The following is a 13,781-nucleotide window of genomic DNA, read 5'->3' on the forward strand; positions in this document are numbered from 1 at the left end:
TCAGGCCAGCGTGAGTGCGAACCCAAGCGCACAAATGCCTAGTGCAGCGGCAAAGCCGATCGACTTTTCGACAAGTGTCATGACATCCTCCTCAAGATTTCCCAAAAGCGGCCGGTTTTCCCGGCTCGCCAGCAACACTACGCCACTTGACAGCAACGAACAAGGCGAGGGGCGCATCGCCACGACGTTCTTTGGTCTAAGATGCACGGCATACAATCATGGGGAGCGGCCCGGGTGGCGAGGGGCTCTCCTTCCGGCGGCAACCGGGGGTTTGCGGCCTGCATAAAGTTCCTTTCGCGCGTTCGGAGTGTCTGGACAGCGCGGGCGCGCCCGACTATCGGCCAGCCATGAGCATCCAGACCACTGAATCGGTCCTGATTGTCGATTTCGGCAGCCAGGTGACCCAGCTGATCGCACGCCGCGTCCGCGAAGCGGGCGTCTATTCCGAGATCGCCCCGTTCACCAACGCGGCGGAAGCCTTCGAGCGCATGAAGCCGGTGGGGATCATCCTCTCGGGCTCGCCCGCTTCGGTCCTCGACGAGGACGGCCCGCGCATTCCCGATGTGATCCTTGAAAGCGGTCTCCCGATCCTGGGCATCTGCTATGGCCAGCAGTCGCTCACCCACCAGCTTGGCGGCGAAGTGACGCTGGGCGATTCGGGCGAGTTCGGCCGGGCCTTCATCGAAATCCAGGACGAGTGCGCGCTCTTCGACGGTCTCTGGAAGGTCGGCGAGAAGCACCAGGTCTGGATGAGCCATGGCGACAAGGTGACCCAGCTGGCCGACGGCTTCCGCCCGGTGGCCTCTTCGCCCGGCGCGCCCTTCGCGGTTATCGCCAACGACGAGAAGCGCATCTATGCCATGCAGTTCCACCCCGAAGTCGTGCACACGCCCGACGGCGGCAAGCTGCTCAAGAACTTCGTGCGCCACGTCTGCGGCCTCTCGGGCGACTGGACCATGGCGGAATTCCGCAAGGCCAAGATCGACGAGATCCGCGAACAGGTCGGCGATGGCCGGGTAATCTGCGGCCTTTCGGGCGGCGTCGATTCGGCGGTGGCCGCCGTCCTCATCCACGAGGCGATCGGCGACCAGCTGACCTGCGTCTTCGTCGACCATGGCCTGATGCGCATGGGCGAGGCCGAGCAGGTCGTCTCGCTGTTCCGCGGCGCCTACCAGATCCCGCTGGTCCACGTCGACGCCTCGACGCTGTTCCTCAAGGGCCTCGAGGGCGTCACCGATCCCGAGAAGAAGCGCAAGTTCATCGGCAAGACCTTCATCGACGTCTTCGAGGACGAGGCGAAGAAGATCGGCGGCGCCGAGTTCCTGGCCCAGGGCACGCTCTATCCCGACGTCATCGAATCGGTCTCCTTCACCGGCGGCCCTTCGGTCACGATCAAGAGCCACCACAACGTGGGCGGCCTGCCCGAGCGCATGGACATGAAGCTGGTCGAGCCGCTGCGCGAACTCTTCAAGGACGAAGTGCGCGAGCTGGGCCGTGAGCTGGGCCTGCCGGAAATCTTCGTGGGCCGTCACCCCTTCCCGGGGCCGGGCCTTGCCATCCGCATTCCGGGCGAAGTCAGCCGCGAGAAGGCCGACATCCTGCGCAAGGCGGATGCGATCTACCTCGAGGAAATCCGCAGCGCGGGTCTCTACGACGCGATCTGGCAGGCCTTCGCCGTGCTGCTCCCGGTCAAGACCGTGGGCGTGATGGGCGACGGGCGCACCTACGACAATGTCTGTGCGCTGCGCGCGGTGACCTCCACCGATGGCATGACCGCCGACATCTACCCCTTCGACGCCGCGTTCCTGAGCCGGGTTGCCACCCGTATCATCAACGAGGTGAAGGGCATCAACCGCGTGGTCTACGACTACACCTCGAAGCCCCCGGGTACGATCGAGTGGGAATGATCGCACGAGGCGGGCCTGCGCGCTGAAGCGCTTGGGTTCACCCCCGACGATAGATACGAAAAGGCCGCCGCTGCAGGTTCGCAGCGGCGGCCTTTTTCGTTGGGAAGCAAGGGGGGAGGGGGCTCAGGCCATCGTCGCTTCGCGGCGGCGCTTCCAGGCGGTCACCGCAAAGGTCGCGACGAGCGTGCCCAGGCCGACCGTCGCGATGAGCGTGCCCATCGGGCGCGGCGTGCCGTCGGCCATCCAGCCCAGCAGCGCGGTAGCAAAGACGCCGCTGCCGAACTGCATCGCGCCCACCAGCGCCGAGGTGGCGCCGGCGCGCTCGGGATGGGCGTCCATGGCACCGGCCACGATGTTGGCGATGAAGATGCCGTTGCCCGACATGAACAGGAGAAGCGCGATGACGAGGCCGGGCAGGCCGCCAAGGCCCGTGTAGGTCGTCGCCAGCGTCGCCAGGCTCGCCGCGCCGATAAGGAGCGCGCCCATGCGTGCCATACGCTCGCTGCCCACGCGCATCACGAGGCGCGAGTTGGCAAAACCGAGCGCCATCTGCCCGAAGATGCCGAGCGAGAACAGCAGGCCATAGGCCCGCGCATCGACGTTGTAGTATTCGATGTAGGCAAAGGGCGATCCGCCGACATACGTGTAGATCCCCGCGTAATAGAACCCGCCTGCAATGCCGTAGCCCAGCACCACGGGGTCCTTGAGGAGCGTCCAGTAGACTGCGAAGGAGCGGGCAATCGGCGTCTGGTTGCGGCGCTCGGTCGGGAGCGTTTCGGGCAGGCGCAGGACGGCCACGAACATGGCCGCGCTCACCGCCACGAGCAGCCAGAAGGAAAGGTGCCACGAGCCAAAGCGCAGCAGTTGCCCACCGATCAGCGGGCCCAGCAGCGGCGCCACGCCCATGATCAGCATCAGGATCGAGAGCATCTGTGCAGCCTTGTCGCGGCTATGCAGGTCGCGCACCATGGCGCGGGCAAGCACGGGCCCCGCGCAGGCGCCGAGCGCCTGGACCACGCGCCAGCCTAGGAGTTGGGGCAGCGTGTCCGCAAGCGCGCAGCCCGCCGATCCCACCATGAAAAGGGCAAGGCCCGCCAGCACCGGTCCGCGCCGTCCAAGCCGATCGCCGATCGGCCCCCACAGGATCTGCCCCAGGCTGAAGCCGATGAGGAAAGTGGAAAGGGTCAGCTCCACCCCGCGTCCGAACTCACCCTTCATGTCGGGCAGGGCGGGCAGGTAGATGTCGGTGGACAGCGAAGCAAAGGCCATGAGTCCGGCGAGGGTTGCCGTGATCGCTGCGCCGGAGGGACGGGGAGGCGTGGTGGTCGCGGCGGAAGATCGGAGGGAATCGGGGCGCATGGTGCGCAGATAGGGCTTGGCCCCCCTGTTTGTTAAGTCCGCCGCTCTTTCACCGCCATGGTGAGATCCCTTCATTTTGCGCGCCCGCGCGCGGGGGGTAGGCGGGTGGAAATTCGCAGGTGACCTTGTGGGTGTGCGGCGACGTTGAAGCCGCCTTTGGTTGTGAGGTGAATTCTTCTCATCGCGCCGTGCAGCGCGCCGGGGCAAGGCCGGGCGGAACCGCAGGTGCCGCCCACGTCTTGGAAAGCCTGTGTGCACGGACACCGCCGTGTCCCGAAACTCTCTCAGCAATTGGAAAGACACAGATCCATGAACGTGAACTATGACTTCGCCGGCAAGGTCGCCCTCGTGACGGGCGCGGGTATGGGCATGGGCTACGCCACCGCCAAGGCCTTCGCCGCTGCGGGCGCGCGTGTCGTCGTCTCGGACGTAAGCGCCGAGCTGGCCGAGAAGGTCGCTGCGGAACTCGTCGAGGGCGGGGCCGAAGCTATCGCCGTGACATGCGACGTCGCCAACGACGATGCCGTCGCAGCCCTCGTGGCCAAGACCGTGGAGACCTGGGGCCAGCTCGACTTTGCCTACAACAACGCCGGTGTGCAGCCGACCCCGGCTGAGATGGCCGACCAGACGGTCGCCGAATTCGACCGCGTGACCGACATCAACCAGCGCGGCGTATGGTCGTGCATGCGCCACGAGCTGGCCCAGATGCGCAAGCAGGGCCACGGCGCGATCGTCAACTGCTCCTCGGTCGGCGGTCTCGTCGGCGGCAAGGCGCTGGGCATCTATTACGGCACCAAGCACGCGGTCCTGGGCCTCACCAAGAGCGCGGCGATGGACTATGCCGCGCAGGGCATCCGCGTGAACGCGGTGTGCCCGGGTACGATCAACACGCCGATGGTCGCCAAGATGCTCAACGATCAGCCCGAGGCGATGGACGAATTCATGAAGCTGCAGGTCATCGGCCGCCTGGGCGAAGCCGAGGAGATCGCGCAGGCCGTGCTGTGGCTGTGCAGCGACGGCGCCAGCTTCGTGATTGGGACTGCGCTGACCGTCGACGGCGGCTTCTCGATCAACTGAGCCTTTTGCGCTCCCACTTCGCGCAGGCGGCGCCCGTCCCCGGTACCTGAGGGCCTCGCCTGCGTTCTCCCGATGCCGCTTTGCGACCTCCTCCCATCGTTCGCAGGCGGCATCGGGACCTTCCTTCGTCAACCGCATTGCGGTCCCGCCTGCGCGGCGGGCGGGGCTGCCGAGAGGAGACAGGCCCGATGAACTGGACATCCGACGAACTCGAGGCCCTTGCCGCCTCGGACGACTTTCGCATCGCCCCCTACCGCGAAGACGGCGCAACGCCCGGCACGCTGACCTTCATCTGGTCGGTGGTGGCGGACGGGGCGCTTTACGTGCGTGCCTATAACGGCATCCGTTCACGCTGGTACCAGGCCGCGCTGCGCGAGAAGGCAGGGCGCATCACCGCTGCGGGCATGGACCGCACGGTTGCTTTCGCGCCGGTCGACGAGCCCGCCGAGCAGGACCGCATCGATGCGGCCTACCGCGCCAAGTACGGCGCCAGCAGCTACCTGGGCTCCATGATTTCCGAGCGCGCCCGCGCCGCGACGATGCGCGTCACACCCAAGGCGCAGTGACCTTGGACACACGAAAAGGCCCCGCATCTCGACCTGAGATGCGGGGCCTTTTTCATGCGCCATTGGCGCGCGTCCGATCAGCCGGCGAAGACCGGGAACATGCTCGCATCGCCGTAGTCCTTGATGCGCTCCATGGTCTTGAGCGTCTCCATGTCCTCGGCCGAGATCTCGAAATCGACCTGGGCGTTCGATTCGATGTGCGCCTTGGTCGCGGACTTGGGGAGCGGCAGCAGGCCCAGCTGCAGCGCGTAGCGGATGCACAGCTGCGGGATCGAGACGCTGTACTTTCCCGCCAGCTCGCCGATCTTTTCGTTGTCGAGGATCTTGCCGTGGGCGACGGGGGAGTAGGCCTCGACGAGGATGTCCTGCGACTGGGTGTATTCGATCAGTTCGAAGGGCGTGTTGCTGACGTGGGCGAGGACCTGGTTGACCATCGGCTTGACGGTGGCGTTCTCGATCAGGTTCTCAAGATCGACCTTCTCGAAGTTCGAGACGCCGATGGCGCGCAGCTTGCCTGCCTTGTAGGCCTCTTCCATCGCGCTCCAGGCGGCAAGGTTGCCTTCGAAGAAATGCTCGCCCTTGCGGAATTCGCCCCAGGGCTGCGGCGCGTGGATCAGCAGCATGTCGATGTAGTCGAGGCCAAGCGCTTCGAGCGAGCCCTCAATGGCCGCCTTGGCAACTTCGAAGTCCTTGATGTCCGCTTCCAGCTTGGTGGTGACGAACAGCTCCTTGCGATCGACGCCGCAGGTGCGGATGCCTTCGCCCACGCCCTTCTCGTTGCCGTAGGCCTGTGCGGTGTCGAAGTGGCGATAGCCGATCTCGACCGCATCGCGCACGACCTGTGCGACCTTGTCGTCCTCGATCATCCAGGTGCCAAGACCCAGCTTGGGGACGGTGATCTCGTTGGCGAGGGTATAGGTTTCGTTCGTGATCATGGTCTTTCCTTGATCCTTGTCGTCTATGGCCCTCAATGCGGGGCCCTTTGCACGAAAGGGCCGTAGCGGGCCGGGTAGGGGAAACTGCCGCCAAGGTAGGAAGCCGCCGGGGGCGGAACTAGATCCTGTGCGTTGGATGCGGTGGTGAGCAGAATTCACTGCCCCTGTCCGGAACTCGTGGGGTGATGGATCGCCAGCGGCGAAAGCGATCCTCGCGCTGCGTCGTGAATGAGCGATCCTCACCGTGGCACGAAGCAATGAACGGCTTATCCGCCTCTGTTCTTCTGCCCTAGATAGCGGGAACTGCATGGACGCGGCCTGTGCGCCGTCGTCCGCCTCCTTTCCGCACGACGAGGTAATCTGCCGATCATGACCGATACGACCACGCCGGACGCGCGGCAAAGCGCGCTGGCTCTGCTGGCGCTGGGCCTGGGGGCCTTCGCGATCTCGACGTCCGAATTTGCCAGCATGGGGCTGATGCCTCTGTTCGCGAAGGATTTGGATCTTTCGATTCCGGTTGCAACCAACGGCATCACGGCCTACGCGCTCGGCGTGACGCTGGGGGCCCCGGTGCTGACCATTGCGGCGGCCCGGCTCAACAAGAAGCGTCTCCTGATTGCCCTGATCGGGCTCGCCTTCCTGGCCAATCTCATCACCGCGATGGCGGGTGATCTCGTTTCGCTGGTCGTGGGGCGCTTCTTCAGCGGCCTACCTCAGGGCGTCTATTTCGGGGCGGCCTCGGTGGTGGCGACGCGGATTGTCGGGCCTGAGCGGGCAGGGCGCGCGGTGTCGCTTGTCTTCTCGGGCATTTCTGTGGCGACCATCATCGGCGCGCCGGTGGGCACCTGGATCGGGCAGCAGCTCGACTGGCGCGCGGCCTATACCGCCATCGGCCTGCTGGCGCTGGTTGCCGGACTGGTGCTGGCGCTGGCGGTCCCCCAGCGCGAGGATCTGGCCGGAGGCCCGATCCGGCAGGAACTGGCCTCGTTGCGGCGCATCAACGTGTGGATCATGGTTCTGTTCGGCTCGTTCGCGGTTTCCAGCCTCTTTGCCATCTACACTTTCATCGGACCGCTCGTAACGGATGTGGCGGGTATGTCGGCGGGCATGACGCCGCTGGCCCAGATGCTGATCGGCTTTGGCATCGCGCTGGGTGCGCTGTGGGGCGGGGGGATGGCTGACCGCTATCGTTTCCGGGCGATGATCCTTTCGCTGGCGGGCGCAATGGCGGCGATGCTGGTCATGTATTTCGTGGCTGGACTGCCGGTTGGTCTGATGGCGATGTTCTTCGTGGCCTCGTTCCTCCTCAACGCGGCTGTCCCCTCCATCACCGTGCAGATGATGCGCATGGCGCCGGAATCGCCCACGATGATGGGGGCGCTCAACATGGCCGCCTTCAACATCGCGAACGCGGTGGGGGCCATCGGCGGCGCGCTCACGGTCGAGGCGGGTTGGGGGCTGCGTTCCCCCATCCTTGCCGGGCTGGGGCTGACCGGGGTAGCGCTCGCGATCTTCGCGCTGGCCTGGCCGCGCTTGCGCCGCGGCTGACGTGGCGCCAGCGGTACAGGAATCCGCAATCGGATAGATTTTGTTGCGTGCCTTGCGACTGCATGGCGGGGGCTTGATTTCCGACAGGCGAACACGATTTGCCAGAAAGCACGGTTCAGGGGCGGATTTTGGCTCTCTCTGCCATGGGATTCGTGGATGGTCTGTGAAATTTTCGAACCCGCATTGATGCAAATTATGCAAGCAATATTGTTGCTTTTGGATTTGCGATAATTCGGCAGACGCCTATTTCGCACTCCTGCCGATCGCGACGAAATGCCGCGAGCGAGCGATAAAACGAAAAGCACGAAACGTGTTCGCAGGAGTATCGATTATGGCCATTCTTCACCGCACTGTCGGTGCCGCGGCGGCTCTGGGCACCAGCGCCCTGGTCTTCGCACTGACCCTGGTCTGATCTCGGATCCGACGTCAGAGTCACGCACATACCATTACCAGGCATGGGGCGGTCCTTCGGGGCCGCCCTTTGTCGTTTGGGGGGGAGGCGTTCGGATCCTGGCAGTCAGCGGGCCGTCGCCACAGAGGGCCTGCGGGGCCTGTTGCTCAGGCGCATCGCGCAAGGAGACTTGAAGTCAAAACGGCCACGAGAGGCTCGTGACCGTTTCGGCAAGGGACCGTCGAACAGGTGTGGGGAGGCTTACTTGGTCTTCTTGTAGGGCACGAATTCGCGCAGGCCCACAAAGCCGCTCCACATGTTGGGGGTCATCCGATCACGCAGCTGGATCGTATCCACATTGCACAGCTGCGAGCCGAAGATGCGCGTCACCAGGATATCGTTGTCATCGAGCAGGTCCGCGTTGGTCGGGCGGTTGACGTAGAGCGTGCTGCCGACCTTGTAGACGATCGCGGTCTTCTCGATGATCGTGGCGTTGCTGAGGCGCGAGTAGGAGATGCACTTGACCGGTTCGCCCGCCGTGCGCCCTTCGAGCATTTTGGCGAGTTCCTCCTCGCCGGTAAGCTTCTCCTTGGCCATCGCGGCAGGCGCGGACACAAGGCTGGCGGCCGCGGCAAGTCCGGCGGCGAGTGCGGCGAAACGGGCTTTCATGGTGTTGATCTCCATCACGCATGCTCAGTTGCTTGCCAAGCTTAGCACCGGGTCCTGAACCGGGGCTGACCGTTCGTCGCGGCCCCGGCACTTTTTATCCGGTTGTCTCAGGCGGTACCGCCGACCGTCAGGCCCTCGACCACCAGCGTGGGCTGGCCCACGCCCGCCGGCACGCTCTGGCCGCCTTTGCCGCATACGCCGATGCCGCGGTCGAGTTCGAGATCGTTGCCGATGCCGGTCACGCGGGTCAGCACCGAGGGACCATCGCCGATGATCGTCGCGCCCTTGATGGGCGCGCCCAGCTTCCCGTTCTCGACCATGTAGGCCTCGGTGCACGAGAACACGAACTTGCCCGAGACGATGTCGACCTGGCCGCCGCCGAAGTTCTTGGTGTAGATACCTTTCTTCACACCGCTCAGCAGTTCGGCGGGGTCCTGCTCGCCCGCGCGCATGAAGGTGTTGGTCATGCGCGGCATGGGGGCGTGCGCATAGTTTTCGCGGCGCCCGTTGCCAGTCGGCTCGACGCCCATCAGGCGCGCGTTGAGGCGATCGTGCATGTAGCCCTTGAGAATGCCGTCCTCGATCAGGACGGTCTCCTGCGTGGGGGTGCCCTCGTCGTCGACCGAGAGCGAGCCGCGCCGGTCCGCGATCGAGCCGTCATCGACGATGGTGACGCCAGGCGCGGCCACGCGTTCGCCGATGCGCCCGGCAAAGGCCGAGGTGCCCTTGCGGTTGAAATCGCCCTCAAGGCCGTGGCCGACCGCTTCGTGCAGGATCACGCCCGGCCAGCCCGGAGCCATGATGACGGTCATCTCGCCCGCAGGCGCATCGATGCTTTCCAGGTTGGTGAGGGCCTGGGCAAGCGCGCCGTCGATGGCGCGGTTCCAGTTCTCGGGGCGGAAGAGGTCGTCGTAGAGCCAGCGTCCGCCCATCCCGAACGAGCCGGTCTCGCGTCGCCCGTTGCTTTCCGCGACGATCGAGACCGAGAGGCGCACTAGCGGACGCACGTCGGTGGCGATGAAGCCGTCGGGGCGCACGATCTCGACCACGGACCACGAGCCTGAGAGGCTGGCGCTGACCTGCGCGACGCGCGGGTCGCGCGCGCGCGCGGCGGCATCGATGGTTTCGAGCAGCTTCACCTTCTCGCCAAAGCCGACGAGGTCGAGCGGGGAGGCATCTGTATAAAGGTGGCGGTTGCTTTTCGCAGGTGGTCCGGCTTTGGGGCCGGTCGCGGGATCGAGCAGTTGCAGCGTTTCGCCCGCGCGCCGGATGGCCTTGGCGGAAATCTCGTTGGCGTGGGCAAACCCCGTCATCTCGCCCGAGACCCCGCGCAGGCCGAACCCGGCGTCGCGCGAATAGTCGGCGGTCTTGAGGCGTCCGTCGTCGAAGCCGAAAGCCTCGCTCGCCATGAACTGCATGTAGAGTTCGCCATCGTCGCACGCGCGCAGCGTTTCAGCGGCCAGAGCTTGCGCGTCCTCGGGCGTGAGGTGGCGGTAGAGGAGCGAGCGGGGATCAACGATGGAAGACATTTCCATCATATAGGCGTCAAGTCCGGTGGGCGAAAGCCATTGCGTGCGGCCTGGCTGTTCGCACGGGCCGCACAGCCAGCAGGGCGGGCCCCGCGAGGCTGCGTCCAAAGAGCCTGCCTTGGCGCCACACATGCGAGGCCATCAGACTAAACGCCTGCGTCCCGGCACGCGTAAGGCCTGGCTTGCGCCGCTCTACAGGTGGGAGGAGTTTGGCCCGGAGCGGCAAAGGCCGTTCAGGGACAAGGGCAGAAGGCTCAGGCCGCCTGCTGGTCGGCGGGGCCGCCCTTGAGGACGAAGCGGCGGTCGCAATAGCCGCATTCGACATAGCCCTTCTCGTCGATCTCGAGCCAGACACGCGGATGGCCAAGAGCGGCTCCGGCACGGATGTCGGTGGCTCCATCGCACTTGACGCGGTGGGAATCGGTGAAGACGGTTTCAGGCACGTTGCTCATGGACGATGCCTTTACCAGCGGGCGCACGCGATTTCCAGCGGCAAACGCGCGTAGCTGCGTGCGCAGGACGCAGCGCGCTTGCATGCGGGGCAATCTGGACAGGGGCGCGCCTGGCTGGTCGTCCTCTTTGCGCTTTGCGCTTTGCGCTCTTTACCTTGGGCCAAAGCTGGCCCACATGGGGCGCCATGACTGCCTCTCCTGCCCTCTCGTCCGCCATTTCGATCCGCGACCTCGTCAAGCGCTATGCGCCTGTCGGCAAGGCCGAGGCCAAGCTGGCCCTCAAGGGGGTCAGCTTCGATGTGCCGCAGGGTGAGATCTTCGGCCTGCTCGGGCCCAACGGTGCGGGCAAGTCGACCCTGATCAACATCATGGCCGGGCTCGTGCGCAAGACTTCGGGCTCGGTTGATATATGGGGGCACGACATCGACCACGATCAGCGCAACGCCAAGCGCGCGATCGGCATCGTGCCACAGGAAATCGTGTTCGACCCCTTCTTCACGCCGATCGAGGTGCTGGAAAACCAGGCCGGTTTCTACGGCATCGCCAAGCACCTGCGTCGTTCCGAGGAACTGCTGCGCGCGGTGCACCTGGCTGACAAACGCGACGCCTATGCCCGCAGCCTGTCGGGGGGCATGAAGCGGCGCTTGCTGATTGCCAAGGCGCTGGTCCACCAGCCCCCTGTCCTCGTCCTCGATGAGCCGACGGCCGGTGTCGACGTGGAACTGCGCCGCCAGCTCTGGGAACTCGTCACCGAGATGAACCGCGAGGGTGTCACGATCGTCCTTACCACGCACTATCTGGAGGAGGCCGAGGAGCTGTGTGACCGCATCGCGATCATCAACCACGGTGAACTCATCGCCAACAAGCCGACGAGCGAGCTGATCGGCATGGCGCGCGAAAAGGTGCTGATGCTGACGCTTGACCAGCCCGTGGCCCAGCTTCCCGAGCATCCCGGCTTCATCAAGTGCCGTACGGTCGGCGATACGGGGCTTGAGATCACGTACGACAAGGACCGTGCGAATGCAGGAGAGGTCCTCTCAGCCCTTCAGGCGCAGGGGCTTTCTGTTGTCGACGTCACGACCCGCGAGGCGGATCTGGAAGACGTGTTCGTCAGCCTGACGGCGTAACACGCAAGGAAAGGGGGGAGGGTCTTCGGTTCGGCGCGGCTCAGGCTTATTCAAGGCTGGGGAGGGCGTCATCGGACCGCTCCATCCACTCCTTGTGCCAGACATTCTTCTTGTGACGGCGAATTGCGGCGCCGCATTGCGTGCAGGTGGAGACGAAGCTGTGCCCGTCCCAGTTGGCATGTTGGCGGTCGGGTTGGTGGCGATTCAACCAGCAAAAGCGAAAGAGCATGGTCGATAAGCCTTTTCTGGGTTTCGTGGTCTTGGTCATTGCCTGAGTGCTCTCAGTAATCGGGTTGGACGAGGCATGTTCTTGTGTCGTGACGCGAAGTGGACCACCCTTGGCCAGAGTCCTGAAATCGCGTGATGCGGCATGCCGGAATGTGCGGCGCCAAGTCTCAAGCGAAATTATTTCGTTAGTTATTCAGCTTGACCTGCCTGAGTGTGTTTTTTATCGTTAACCCGAAAGCTGGTGCTCTCCTCAGTCGCAGTTGAGGGCGGCCTCTGACTGCGCGGATCTAAGTATAATTACCTAGCTGCTGCATTGCAACAATAGTCTACTGCTTTCGTGAGATATCTTGCGATTGTTGCGCGCACTCGGCAATGAGGCGCGATGCAGGATAACGTCCCTAGTACAACTTCGTATGACGTCATTGTCATCGGATCCGGCGCCGCGGGTCTGACCGCGGCTCTTGCCCTTGCCGAGAGGCTCAAGGTCCTCGTGCTGGCCAAGGGCAGTCTGACGGGCGGATCGACGGCCTGGGCCCAGGGCGGCATTGCCGCAGTGCTCGATCAGGGCGATACCTTCGATGAGCACATCCGCGACACGATGGTGGCCGGGGCCGGCCTTAACCGGCGCGAAACGGTCGAATTCGTGATCGAGCGCGCGCCCCACGCCATCGCGCGGCTGCTGGATCTGGGGGTTCCCTTCAACACCGAGGACGGGGAGTTGCACCTGACCCGTGAGGGTGGGCACTCGCACCGCCGTATCGTCCACGTGAACGATGCCACGGGCTGGGCGGTGCAGGACGCGCTGCTGCGTGCCGCGCAGGCGAACCCCAACATCACGCTTCTGCCCGGGCAGTCCTGCATCGACTTCATCACCGGGCGCCATGAACTGCGCTACTCGGGCTCGGGCCGGGTCTGGGGCGTCTATGCCCTCGATGAGGCGACGGGCCGGGTCGAGGCGCACACCGCGCGCGCGACCATCCTGGCAACTGGCGGGGCAGGGCGTGTCTACCGTTTCAGCACCGCGCCGCGCGGGGCGACGGGCGACGGCATCGCCATGGCCTGGCGTGCGGGCGCGCGAGTCTCCAACATGGAGATGATGCAGTTCCACCCCACCTGCCTCTATAATCTCGACGTCAAGAACTTCCTCATCACCGAGGCCGTACGCGGCGAGGGCGGGCAGCTGCGGCACCCGGTGACCGGCCATCGCTTCATGCCGGACTATGACGAGCGCGCCGAACTGGCCCCGCGCGACGTCGTCGCGCGCGCGATCGACGACCAGATCAAGCGCTACGGTCTCGATTACGTCCATCTCGACATCAGCCACCAGCCCGCCGAATTCGTGCGCGAGCACTTCCCGACGATTCACGAGAAGCTGCTCACGCTTGGCATCGACATGACGAAGGAGCCGATCCCGGTCGTGCCCGCGCAGCACTACACCTGCGGGGGCGTGCTCACCGATCTCGATGGCAAGACCGACCTGCCGGGCCTCTACGCGGCGGGCGAGTGTACCGAGAGCGGCCTGCACGGGGCGAACCGTCTGGCCTCGAACTCGCTGCTGGAATGTTTCGTCTTTGGCGATGCGGCGGCCAGCCACATCCTCGACCACTGGGATGCCTTCGACGCGCCGCCCCCGGTGCGCGCGTGGGATGCGAGCCGGGTGACCGATTCCGATGAGGAAGTCGTCATCAAGCAGAACTGGACCGAGATCCGCCGCTTCATGTGGAACTACGTCGGCATCGTGCGCACGACCAAGCGGCTGGAGCGCGCCATGCACCGTATCCAGCTACTCAACACCGAGATCGAGGAATATTACCGCCACTTCCGCGTCTCGACCGACCTGATCGAGCTGCGTAACCTGTTGCAGTCGGCCGAGTTGATCGTGCGCTCGGCTCTCAAGCGCAGCGAAAGCCGCGGGCTGCACTTCACGCTCGATTATCCCGAGACCGAACGCGAGCCGCACGACACCGTGCTCGTGCCCTGACGGGCAAGGTAG

At 64.9% G+C, this 13,781-nt stretch carries 12 protein-coding genes; 6 read left to right on the plus strand and 6 right to left on the minus strand.

Annotated features, from left to right (window positions below):
* Window positions 1-347: 347 nt before the first annotated feature.
* Window positions 348-1,907 (plus strand): glutamine-hydrolyzing GMP synthase, encoded by a 1,560-nt coding sequence (guaA, locus tag LC060_RS02770; protein WP_226632505.1) that lies wholly within the window; start codon window positions 348-350, stop codon window positions 1,905-1,907.
* Window positions 1,908-2,030: 123 nt separating this feature from the next.
* Here the strand turns inward: guaA and LC060_RS02775 are convergent, their stop codons facing one another.
* Entirely contained in the window at window positions 2,031-3,341 is a 1,311-nt protein-coding gene (locus LC060_RS02775) for a multidrug effflux MFS transporter (protein ID WP_319005399.1), read from the minus strand.
* Window positions 3,342-3,575: 234 nt separating this feature from the next.
* Here LC060_RS02775 and LC060_RS02780 point away from each other — a divergent pair, with 234 nt between their 5' ends.
* Together LC060_RS02780 and LC060_RS02785 are read left to right on the plus strand one after the other, a co-directional pair.
* Window positions 3,576-4,343 (plus strand): glucose 1-dehydrogenase, encoded by a 768-nt coding sequence (locus LC060_RS02780; protein WP_226632507.1) that lies wholly within the window; start codon window positions 3,576-3,578, stop codon window positions 4,341-4,343.
* Window positions 4,344-4,531: 188 nt separating this feature from the next.
* Window positions 4,532-4,909 carry a DUF2255 family protein gene (locus LC060_RS02785; protein ID WP_226632509.1) on the plus strand — a complete coding sequence of 126 codons (378 nt, stop codon included), beginning with the start codon at window positions 4,532-4,534 and terminating at the stop codon, window positions 4,907-4,909.
* 77 nt (window positions 4,910-4,986) lie between these two features.
* On the opposite strand, the gene LC060_RS02790 is transcribed toward LC060_RS02785, so the two are convergent.
* The gene (locus LC060_RS02790; RefSeq protein ID WP_226632511.1) at window positions 4,987-5,844 is read right to left on the minus strand and encodes an aldo/keto reductase; all 858 of its coding nucleotides are present in this window, start codon (window positions 5,842-5,844) and stop codon (window positions 4,987-4,989) included.
* Between the two features lie 369 nt (window positions 5,845-6,213).
* Between LC060_RS02790 and LC060_RS02795 the strand changes: the two genes are divergently transcribed.
* Complete coding sequence (locus LC060_RS02795; RefSeq protein WP_226632513.1) at window positions 6,214-7,392, plus strand: MFS transporter; 1,179 nt, start codon at window positions 6,214-6,216, stop codon at window positions 7,390-7,392.
* 652 nt (window positions 7,393-8,044) lie between these two features.
* Here LC060_RS02795 and LC060_RS02800 read toward each other — a convergent pair.
* The 3 genes from LC060_RS02800 to LC060_RS02810 all read right to left on the minus strand — a co-directional run bounded on the left by LC060_RS02800 (window position 8,045) and on the right by LC060_RS02810 (window position 10,433).
* Window positions 8,045-8,452 (minus strand): hypothetical protein, encoded by a 408-nt coding sequence (locus LC060_RS02800; RefSeq protein WP_226632515.1) that lies wholly within the window; start codon window positions 8,450-8,452, stop codon window positions 8,045-8,047.
* Between the two features lie 107 nt (window positions 8,453-8,559).
* Window positions 8,560-9,981: a metalloprotease TldD gene (gene tldD, locus LC060_RS02805; RefSeq protein WP_226632516.1), complete on the minus strand. Its 1,422-nt coding sequence runs from the start codon at window positions 9,979-9,981 to the stop codon at window positions 8,560-8,562.
* A gap of 254 nt (window positions 9,982-10,235) precedes the next feature.
* Window positions 10,236-10,433, minus strand: a complete 198-nt coding sequence (locus LC060_RS02810; RefSeq protein ID WP_039388953.1) for a zinc-finger domain-containing protein — start codon at window positions 10,431-10,433, stop codon at window positions 10,236-10,238.
* A 185-nt stretch (window positions 10,434-10,618) separates the two neighbouring features.
* On the opposite strand from LC060_RS02810, the gene LC060_RS02815 reads away from it, so the two are divergent.
* Complete coding sequence (locus LC060_RS02815; protein ID WP_226632519.1) at window positions 10,619-11,560, plus strand: ABC transporter ATP-binding protein; 942 nt, start codon at window positions 10,619-10,621, stop codon at window positions 11,558-11,560.
* 46 nt (window positions 11,561-11,606) lie between these two features.
* Here the strand turns inward: LC060_RS02815 and LC060_RS02820 are convergent, their stop codons facing one another.
* On the minus strand, window positions 11,607-11,828 hold the full coding sequence (locus LC060_RS02820) for a hypothetical protein (RefSeq protein ID WP_226632521.1): 222 nt from the start codon (window positions 11,826-11,828) through the stop codon (window positions 11,607-11,609).
* A 342-nt stretch (window positions 11,829-12,170) separates the two neighbouring features.
* Between LC060_RS02820 and nadB the strand changes: the two genes are divergently transcribed.
* Window positions 12,171-13,769, plus strand: coding sequence for an L-aspartate oxidase (gene nadB, locus LC060_RS02825; RefSeq protein WP_226632522.1), 1,599 nt, complete (start codon window positions 12,171-12,173; stop codon window positions 13,767-13,769).
* The last annotated feature ends 12 nt before the right edge of the window (window positions 13,770-13,781 follow it).

The organism is Novosphingobium profundi, from assembly GCF_020524485.1.
Lineage (GTDB): Bacteria > Pseudomonadota > Alphaproteobacteria > Sphingomonadales > Sphingomonadaceae > Novosphingobium > Novosphingobium profundi_A.

Excerpts from the sequence above, each read along its gene's own strand:
- guaA (WP_226632505.1), top strand. The coding sequence starts at position 348 with ATGAGCATCCAGACCACTGAATCGGTCCTGATTGTCGATTTCGGCAGC.
- LC060_RS02775 (WP_319005399.1), bottom strand. The coding sequence starts at position 3,341 with ATGAAGGGATCTCACCATGGCGGTGAAAGAGCGGCGGACTTAACAAAC.
- LC060_RS02780 (WP_226632507.1), top strand. The coding sequence starts at position 3,576 with ATGAACGTGAACTATGACTTCGCCGGCAAGGTCGCCCTCGTGACGGGC.
- LC060_RS02785 (WP_226632509.1), top strand. The coding sequence starts at position 4,532 with ATGAACTGGACATCCGACGAACTCGAGGCCCTTGCCGCCTCGGACGAC.
- LC060_RS02790 (WP_226632511.1), bottom strand. The coding sequence starts at position 5,844 with ATGATCACGAACGAAACCTATACCCTCGCCAACGAGATCACCGTCCCC.
- LC060_RS02795 (WP_226632513.1), top strand. The coding sequence starts at position 6,214 with ATGACCGATACGACCACGCCGGACGCGCGGCAAAGCGCGCTGGCTCTG.
- LC060_RS02800 (WP_226632515.1), bottom strand. The coding sequence starts at position 8,452 with ATGAAAGCCCGTTTCGCCGCACTCGCCGCCGGACTTGCCGCGGCCGCC.
- tldD (WP_226632516.1), bottom strand. The coding sequence starts at position 9,981 with ATGTCTTCCATCGTTGATCCCCGCTCGCTCCTCTACCGCCACCTCACG.
- LC060_RS02810 (WP_039388953.1), bottom strand. The coding sequence starts at position 10,433 with ATGAGCAACGTGCCTGAAACCGTCTTCACCGATTCCCACCGCGTCAAG.
- LC060_RS02815 (WP_226632519.1), top strand. The coding sequence starts at position 10,619 with ATGACTGCCTCTCCTGCCCTCTCGTCCGCCATTTCGATCCGCGACCTC.
- LC060_RS02820 (WP_226632521.1), bottom strand. The coding sequence starts at position 11,828 with ATGACCAAGACCACGAAACCCAGAAAAGGCTTATCGACCATGCTCTTT.
- nadB (WP_226632522.1), top strand. The coding sequence starts at position 12,171 with ATGCAGGATAACGTCCCTAGTACAACTTCGTATGACGTCATTGTCATC.